Origin of the sequence: Burkholderia sp. AU4i, from assembly GCF_000466765.1 — a bacterium.
Taxonomy (GTDB): domain Bacteria; phylum Pseudomonadota; class Gammaproteobacteria; order Burkholderiales; family Burkholderiaceae; genus Burkholderia; species Burkholderia cepacia.
Genome location: NZ_ASSI01000193.1, coordinates 1 through 7,591, shown reverse-complemented (window position 1 = coordinate 7,591; position 7,591 = coordinate 1). Strand labels below are relative to the sequence as shown.

The 7,591-nt window shown below is 65.3% G+C and carries 9 protein-coding genes; 2 read left to right on the top strand and 7 right to left on the bottom strand.

What is annotated here, in order from left to right; genetic code table 11:
• From L810_RS34760 to flhD, 4 genes are all read right to left on the bottom strand, one after another.
• A partial coding sequence (locus L810_RS34760; RefSeq protein WP_042977416.1) for a flagellar motor protein MotB occupies window positions 1-529 on the bottom strand: 529 nt, incomplete at its 3' end.
• A 13-nt stretch (window positions 530-542) separates the two neighbouring features.
• On the bottom strand, window positions 543-1,403 hold the full coding sequence (gene motA, locus L810_RS34755) for a flagellar motor stator protein MotA (protein WP_011350592.1): 861 nt from the start codon (window positions 1,401-1,403) through the stop codon (window positions 543-545).
• A 179-nt stretch (window positions 1,404-1,582) separates the two neighbouring features.
• Entirely contained in the window at window positions 1,583-2,137 is a 555-nt protein-coding gene (gene flhC / locus L810_RS34750) for a flagellar transcriptional regulator FlhC (protein ID WP_011350591.1), read from the bottom strand.
• Between the two features lie 96 nt (window positions 2,138-2,233).
• Window positions 2,234-2,554 (bottom strand): flagellar transcriptional regulator FlhD, encoded by a 321-nt coding sequence (flhD, locus tag L810_RS34745; RefSeq protein ID WP_027788649.1) that lies wholly within the window; start codon window positions 2,552-2,554, stop codon window positions 2,234-2,236.
• A gap of 662 nt (window positions 2,555-3,216) precedes the next feature.
• Between flhD and L810_RS34740 the strand changes: the two genes are divergently transcribed.
• Window positions 3,217-4,281, top strand: coding sequence for a glycosyltransferase family 4 protein (locus L810_RS34740; RefSeq protein WP_021162850.1), 1,065 nt, complete (start codon window positions 3,217-3,219; stop codon window positions 4,279-4,281).
• 106 nt (window positions 4,282-4,387) lie between these two features.
• Here the strand turns inward: L810_RS34740 and L810_RS34735 are convergent, their stop codons facing one another.
• A complete protein-coding gene (locus L810_RS34735; RefSeq protein WP_021162849.1) occupies window positions 4,388-4,684 on the bottom strand; it encodes an H-NS histone family protein in 297 nt (98 codons plus the stop codon).
• A 304-nt stretch (window positions 4,685-4,988) separates the two neighbouring features.
• Here L810_RS34735 and aqpZ point away from each other — a divergent pair, with 304 nt between their 5' ends.
• Window positions 4,989-5,729: an aquaporin Z gene (aqpZ, locus tag L810_RS34730; protein ID WP_021162848.1), complete on the top strand. Its 741-nt coding sequence runs from the start codon at window positions 4,989-4,991 to the stop codon at window positions 5,727-5,729.
• A gap of 118 nt (window positions 5,730-5,847) precedes the next feature.
• Here the strand turns inward: aqpZ and L810_RS34725 are convergent, their stop codons facing one another.
• On the bottom strand, window positions 5,848-6,672 hold the full coding sequence (locus tag L810_RS34725) for a Cof-type HAD-IIB family hydrolase (protein ID WP_021162847.1): 825 nt from the start codon (window positions 6,670-6,672) through the stop codon (window positions 5,848-5,850).
• A gap of 143 nt (window positions 6,673-6,815) precedes the next feature.
• Window positions 6,816-7,591: BadF/BadG/BcrA/BcrD ATPase family protein (locus tag L810_RS34720; protein WP_042977414.1), on the bottom strand; the 776-nt coding region annotated here is incomplete at its 5' end.

Here is a 7,591-nt window from a genome sequence, read left to right as displayed (position 1 = left end):
GCGAATCGACGATCTCGATGCGCAGCCCCATCAGCGTGGAATCGATGCGGATCTGCTGCTTGAACTGGCGCAGCGTCGGGTTGGCCTCGATCGCGGCCATCAGCTTGATCTGCAGGTCGTGCAGGCGCGCCTGCTCGAGCCGGTCCTGCGCACCCTGCGCCTGCGACCGGGAATTCTCGTCGCCCGCTTTCGCGAGACGCTCGGCGAGCTGCGTCATGCCGTCGGTGCGGCGCAGCGTGCCGGCGTCGACGCTCGACAGGTCGCGGCCGCCGCCGTTGATGATGCTGGAATCCTGCGAGCTGCGGTCGCCGCTGCCGAACAGCGCGGCCTTCAGCGGCGTGTTGAAGTATTCGGCGATCCCCTTCAGCTGCACCGGCGTGACCGAGCTCAGCAGCCACATCAGCAGGAAGAACGCCATCATCGCGGTCATGAAGTCCGCGTACGCGAGTTTCCATGCGCCGCCGTGGTGCCCCTTCTTCGCCGGGGCCACCCGCTTGACGACGATTGCGCGATCCTTGCTCTTGCTCATCGGGGGCTCCGCGTCACTTCGCCTTCACGCGGCGCACGTGCTCTTCGAGCTCGGAAAACGACGGGCGCTCGGTCGAGAACAGCACCTTGCGGCCGAACTCGACCGCGATCGCCGGCGCATAACCGTTCAGCGTCGCGAGGATCGTCACCTTGATGCACTGGAACATCTTGGTCGACTCGGCGACGCGCTGCTCCGCGAGGCTCGCGAGCGGCCCGATCAGCCCGTACGACAGCAGGATCCCGAGGAACGTGCCGACCAGCGCCTGCGCGATCATCGCGCCGAGCACCGCGGGCGGCTTGTCGGCGGACGCCATCGTGTGCACGACGCCCATCACGGCCGCGACGATGCCGAATGCCGGCATCGCGTCGCCGACGCGCATCAACGCATGCGCGGGGCCTTCGCCTTCCGCGTGGTGCGTCTCGATCTCCTCGTCCATCAGGCTCTCGATCTCGAACGCGTTCATGTTGCCGCCCACCATCAGGCGCAGGTAGTCGGTCAGGAATTCGACGATGTGGTGATCGGCGAGGATCTTCGGGTATTGCGTGAAGATCGGGCTCTTTTCCGGATCGTCGATGTCGGCCTCGAGCGTGAGCGTGCCTTCCTTGCGTGCCTTCGCGAGCAGCACGTAAAGAAGCGCCATCAGCTCCATGTAGACATCCTTCGTGTATTTCGAGCCCTTGAAGAGCGTCGGCAGCACGCGCAGCGTCGCCTTGATGGTCTTGCCGCCGTTGCCGAGGATGAATGCGCCGACGCCGGCACCCACGATCATCAGGATCTCGACGGGCTGGATCAACGCGCCCAGATGCCCGCCTGCCAGCGCATAACCGCCGAAGACGGACAACAGCGTCACGAGTGTTCCCACGATAATCAGCACTGCCTGTCCCTCACGAATGACCGGCGGGGAGACCGCCGTTAAACAGGTTTACGGCAGTCGGCAGGAAAACTTTCGCGGCCGCCCGGCGGCGGCCCGACGGTGTTTACCAGCAATTCGCAGACGATTAGCGGGCGATCCGCACCGCCCGGCGCGGCCCGCTCGCGCCCGCCCGGCGGCGCTCAGGCCGCGGCGGCGGCCAGTTCGGCGCGCGCGGCGGCGGCCTTGCGGGTCTTGCCCGCACGCGACGGCGGCTGGCAAAGGCCGCAGACGAAACCTTGATGCGGATCATGCGCATGCGCGACGAAGTGGCCGCCGCAGCGCGTGCAGGGGGTCATCTGCAGCATCCCCGAATCGAAGAAACGCACGAGCGTCCACGCGCGCGTGAGGCTCAGCGCGGCTTCGTCGCCGGACAGGTTCACGTGCTCCTGGTAGAGCCGGTACGCCTTCACGATCGACTGGATCGGCTCGCAGCGGCCGTGGTCCTGCATGAACCGGTAGATGTTGTAGAACAGCGACGAGTGGATGTTCGGCTGCCACGTCATGAACCAGTCGGTCGAGAACGGCAGCATCCCCTTCGGCGGCGACACGCCCTTCAGTTCCTTGTACAGCTTGATCAGACGATCCCGCGACAGGCTCGTCTCCGCTTCCAGCAACTGCAGCCGGGCGCCCAGTTCGATCAGTTCGATGGCGAGGGTGATTTCCTTCACCTCGATCACGACGCTTTTGCTTGCCATGGTGATAACCGTCCGCTTGACGTGATTCGGATGGATGGCCAGTACGCTGCCCGCCGGCGCGACACGCCGGGGCTCAACGCAAGGCGGGGTGATGGATCAGCGGACGCCTTCGACCTGCTGCCCGGCCATCAGGATGGCCGAGTGGGCGTGCGCGACGACATCGCTGCGGCCCTTGTCGGCGAGCGACGACAGCAGCGCGTGATCATCGAAGCGGAAGCGGCACAGCATCTGGTTGGACGCGGCGAGTTTCACGGTCTGTGCGAGCGTGAGGTTCCCGAGCACGTCGGCCAGTTCCTGGGAAATTCCCATGCGGAACATGCCCATCGCCTTGTCTTCCCGCAGCAGGCGTTGCGCGAGGAGGAGGTACGACAGGTTGACCTCTTTGATCTCACTGAGCATTTCGCTGGTAGCGCTCATGATTCCCCCGTTAAAGAGCTTTCTTTGGCCATTCGTGTTATGAAAACGTTTGCTCGCTCGGAGCGCTCTGGGCGCTCGGTCGGCTCGTTTATAGTCTTACAGGGCGAATTTTGGCCAAACGGCATTTATGCCGGTATCAGCGAAGTGGCGTATGCCATGCAGGATTTGTCTGTAAACCGTGTAGGAATTTTTCCGACAAGGCGAATTGAAAGCTTCAATCGCGAAAGCAAGTGCCGACGCGGGTTCGGCCGAGATGGATCCAATGGCCCCGGTTCAATGACGAAAGGCTTGCCGGCAAGGCTGCCGGCAATCGGATCGGTAAAAATTATAGTGCTTTTTCACAATGACGCAACAATAGTTGCATCTGTCTCCATTCCTGATTCCGCGCCCTTTTTCTCGGGGTTTTTGCGTATTTCATCGTGTAACAAGCCTTAAGTGTTTGAAAAAACACTCGAACCCCTCAGGGCGATATCGATAATGGACTCCAATGGGCGGCGGCGCGAGCCGTGCCGGCCCGCCCCGCAGCTTGCCGTCCGGCGCCCCGCGCACCCCGCCCAGGGCACGGCCACGTACCGCCAACCGCGTGCGTCGGCGAGTTCCGCAACCTTGTACGGGATCCGCACCGGCACCACCGTGCCCCCGGATCAAACAGGAGAACACCCATGCGAATCGCCCAGATCGCGCCGCTTTACGAAGCCGTTCCGCCGAAACTCTACGGCGGCACCGAGCGTGTCGTGTCCTACCTCACCGAGGCGCTCGTCGAACTCGGCCACGACGTGACGCTGTTCGCCAGCGGCGACTCCGTCACGTCGGCGCGCCTCGAGGCGGCCTGGCCGCGCGCGCTGCGGCTCGATCCGTCGATCCGCGATTCGATGGCGCCCCATATGCGCCTCCTCGAGCAGGTCGCCCGGGTCGCGCACGAATTCGACGTGCTGCACTTTCACCTCGACTACCTGCCGTTCTCGCTGATGTCGCGCCTCGACACGCCGTACGTGACGACGCTGCACGGCCGCCTCGACCTGCCGGAACTGCAGCCGGTGTTCGACGCGTTTCCCGACGCGCCGGTCGTGTCGATCTCGAACAACCAGCGCAAGCCGCTGCCGCAGGCCGCGTGGGCCGGCACCGTGTATCACGGGCTGCCCGACACGCTGCTCACGCCGCAGCCGGGCGTGAAGCCCGAATACCTCGCGTTCCTCGGCCGGATCTGCCCGGAAAAGCGCGTCGACACCGCGATCCGGATCGCCGCGCAAAGCGGGCTGCCGCTGAAGATCGCCGCGAAGGTCGACAAGGCGGACGCCGACTATTTCAAGGAAGTGATCGAGCCGCTGCTCGGCGAGGCGCACGTCGAATTCATCGGCGAGATCAACGAGGCGCAGAAGCCGGCGTTCCTGTCCGGCGCGAAGGCGCTGCTGTTCCCGATCGACTGGCCGGAGCCGTTCGGCCTCGTGATGATCGAGGCGATGGCCTGCGGCACGCCGGTCGTCGCATTCAACCGCGGCTCGGTGCCGGAAGTGATCGAGGACGGCGTCACGGGCTTCATCGTCGAGGACGTACAGGGCGCGGTCGGCGCACTGCACCGGATCGACAGCCTGTCGCGCACCGCGATCCGCGAACGTTTCGATACGCGCTTCAGCTCGAAGGCAATGGCGCAGCGTTATGTCGAAACCTACGAATCGCTTTGCACGGGAGCACGCCAGCCGGTATTGCGCCGCGTCGCCGGCGCCTGATACGGAAATCCGCGAAGAAATATTCTGTAATCCAATGCGCGCCGCAATCGGCGCGCCAAACAAAAGAGCCGCATCTCGATGCGGCTCTTTTGTTTGGGGTTTTCGATCATTCGATCAGGAAACGATCGCGGTTTTTACCGACGATCCAATTCGGCGGCTTGCCGCGCCCGCTCCAGGTGGCGCCCGACTTCGGATCGCGGTATTTCGGCGGCAGCGGCGCCTTCTTCGGCGGGCGCCCGCGCTTCGCTCGCTCCGCGAAGCCCAGATCCTGGGCAGTCAGTCCATATTCGGCAATCTTTTGCTGGACTTCGGCAATCACTGCCGCCACTTCCTGGCGGCGCACATCGTCCGCCTGGGCCTGCAGATCCGCGATCTGCGCCTTGAGTTTCGCGTATTGAGACATTTTTCGACTCCCCTTTTGATGATGCGGCCCCGGCGAATCCGGCCGGGACACCAACATCCGTTACGCCATCCGCACTGCCGCCCTGCCCTTCGAAATTAATGCTGCCATCTTTAACCGATTCGACTATATCGAGAATGCGGACTTATTCTAATAAGGGCATTCGTCAGCCATTAAAATTTAACAATCGTTGACCCTCCCCCACCCGATTCATTTCCTATAATCCAGACCAATTCCGGATGACGGTTTAAATGCGTCGCGTCGTCCGGTCGCCTTCAATCCACTTGAACTTGAACGAGGTCCTTACATGAATCTTTCTCAGCGTCTCGCTGCAGAGGCATTCGGCACGTTCTGGCTGGTGCTCGGCGGGTGCGGAAGCGCCGTGCTGGCCGCCGCCTTTCCGGGCCTCGGCATCGGCTTTGCCGGCGTCGCACTTGCCTTCGGCCTGACGGTGCTGACGATGGCATTCGCAATTGGCCATATTTCGGGCTGCCACCTGAATCCCGCGGTGAGCGTCGGCCTGACGGTCGCCGGCCGCTTCCCCGCACGCGATCTCGTGCCGTACATCGTCGCGCAGGTTGTCGGCGCGACGCTCGGCGCATTCGTGCTGTACCTGATCGCGACCGGCAAGCCGGGCTTCGACGTCGTCGGCAGCGGCTTCGCGACGAACGGCTTCGGCGAGCGCTCGCCCGGCCACTACGCACTCGGCGCGGCGTTCATTTGCGAAGTCGTGATGACGGGCTTCTTCCTGTTCGTGATCCTGGGCGCCACCGACAAGCGCGCACCGGCCGGCTTCGCGCCGATCGCGATCGGCCTTTGCCTGACGCTGATTCACCTGATCTCGATTCCGGTCACCAACACGTCGGTGAACCCGGCCCGCTCGACCGGCCCTGCGCTGTTCGTGGGCGGCGAAGCGATCGGCCAGCTCTGGCTGTTCTGGGTGGCGCCGATCATCGGCGCGGCACTCGCCGGGATCATCTACCCGCTGGTCGCGGGGCGTGACAACGCCGTCGACCTGCTGCCGGCATCCGCTCGCACAAGCGAATAAATCACTACGGGGTCAAGCGAGCAGAGCAGCGAGCCTCACGCTGTCCAAGAAGATAGAGGCAGGTAATTTCGACGGGCGCCGCTGGCGCCCGTTTTTCATTTCCACCCGGGCGGGACGCTCAGGACGCGGCGGCGTTGCCTTCGAGCGAGAACAGCGTGCGCAGGTGGCGGGCGACGCCCGCGTCGAAGTTGTTGCCGATCCGCGGGATGTGCGGCAACCGCGCGACCAGGTCGGGGTTCGCGTTGTTCATCATGAACGCGTGGCCGGCGGTTTCGAGCAGGTCGATATCGTTCATGTTGTCGCCGAACGCGATGCAGTGGCCGGTGTCGACACCGAGCCGCGCGAGCACCGAGCGCAGCGCGCGGCCCTTCGACACGTTCGCGGTCATCACTTCCAGGCAGTCGGGCAGCGAGTACGTGACATACAGCGCATCGCCGAAGCGCACGCGCATCTGCTCGGCGACGACCGCCAGATCGGCCGGATCGCCGATGTACAGCACCTTCGCGATATCCGTGCCGTCGTGCGCGGACATGTCGATCACGTCGTAGCGGAAGCCCGAATCCTGGTGGAATTCGAGCAGGTGCGGCGCGTCGCGGTCGATCAGCCAGCCCTGGTCGGTGAACAGGTTGACGATCACGCGGCCGTGCGCACCGACGATATCCGGCTGCACGAGGCCGCGGACGATTGCCGGATCGATGTCCTGCGCGTGGATCGTCGTGTCGTCCGGCGCATGCACGCGCGCACCGTTCGACGTGATCAGGTACGGCCGGATGCCGAGCACGTCGCGAATGCCGGCGACGTCCGCGTAGTGGCGCCCGGTGGCGATCACGAACTGCAGGCCGTCGCGGTCGAGCCGGCGGACGGTGTCGATCGTGTACGGATCGAGCTGGTGGTCGCTGTTCAGCAAGGTACCGTCGAGATCGGTGGCGATGACTTTGTACATGGGACGGAAGAATGGCGCTCAGGGCTCTGCGGAACGGCCATTCTAACGTCGCGCCCGGTTGCCTGCCGGACGGTTCCCGGTCGATCGCCGCCGTCGGCCCGGTTTCGGTGCGCGTTCAGCTGCCCTCGAATGCCTTCAGTTGCTCAGTTGCCTTCCGCCTCGCGCAGCGCCTGCAGCGCGAGGCGCAGCGCGCCGTGCGCCGAATCGTCGAGCGGCGCGCGCAGCCGGGCGGCATGGCGCGCCGGCACGGCCGGAGCCAGTGCGTCCGCCAGGCCGCCGCACAGCGCGACCGGCAGCGCCTGCTGCGGATCGAGCGCGTCGATCATCTTGCCGATCTCGTCGCCCGCCTGCGCGATCAGCGCGCCCGCGACCGGATGCGAACGGTGCGCGAACACGATCGGCGCAAGCCGCGCGTAGATCGTCTGGTTCGCATCGCACGACCACTGGACGAGCGCGTCGCGATCCTGCGCGCCCGTTTCCGCGAGCAACGCGTTCGCGAACGCATCGCGCGGTACGCGTCCGTCGAGCGCTTGCTGCGCATACGCGAGCGCGCGCACGCCGAGCCATGCACCGCTCGCCTCGTCGCCGGACGGAAAGCCGAAGCCGCCCGCGATCCGGCAGGCGCCGGCAGCATCGAGCGCCGCCGCGATGCTGCCGGTGCCGAGCGCGACGATGAGCCCCGGCGCGCCGCCGTGTGCGCCGACGACGGTCGTATACGCGTCGCTCTCGACCGCGAGCGCGCCGAGCGGCGCCTGCGCGCGAAACGCGGCGAGCCACGCGGCATTGTTGACGCCCGCGAGCCCGCAGCCGAGCGCGCACTGCGGCCAGTCGAATGCGAGGCCGGCCCGCGTGAACGCGTCCGCGCAAGCTGCGCCGATCGATGCCCACGCGCGCTCGATGCCGAGCCCGAGCCCCGACG

What these genes read in the sequence shown, in the direction of transcription:
- flhC (WP_011350591.1), bottom strand. Translation starts at nt 2,137, where the DNA reads ATGGCAAGCAAAAGCGTCGTGATCGAGGTGAAGGAAATCACCCTCGCC.
- flhD (WP_027788649.1), bottom strand. Translation starts at nt 2,554, where the DNA reads ATGAGCGCTACCAGCGAAATGCTCAGTGAGATCAAAGAGGTCAACCTG.
- L810_RS34740 (WP_021162850.1), top strand. Translation starts at nt 3,217, where the DNA reads ATGCGAATCGCCCAGATCGCGCCGCTTTACGAAGCCGTTCCGCCGAAA.
- L810_RS34735 (WP_021162849.1), bottom strand. Translation starts at nt 4,684, where the DNA reads ATGTCTCAATACGCGAAACTCAAGGCGCAGATCGCGGATCTGCAGGCC.
- aqpZ (WP_021162848.1), top strand. Translation starts at nt 4,989, where the DNA reads ATGAATCTTTCTCAGCGTCTCGCTGCAGAGGCATTCGGCACGTTCTGG.
- L810_RS34725 (WP_021162847.1), bottom strand. Translation starts at nt 6,672, where the DNA reads ATGTACAAAGTCATCGCCACCGATCTCGACGGTACCTTGCTGAACAGC.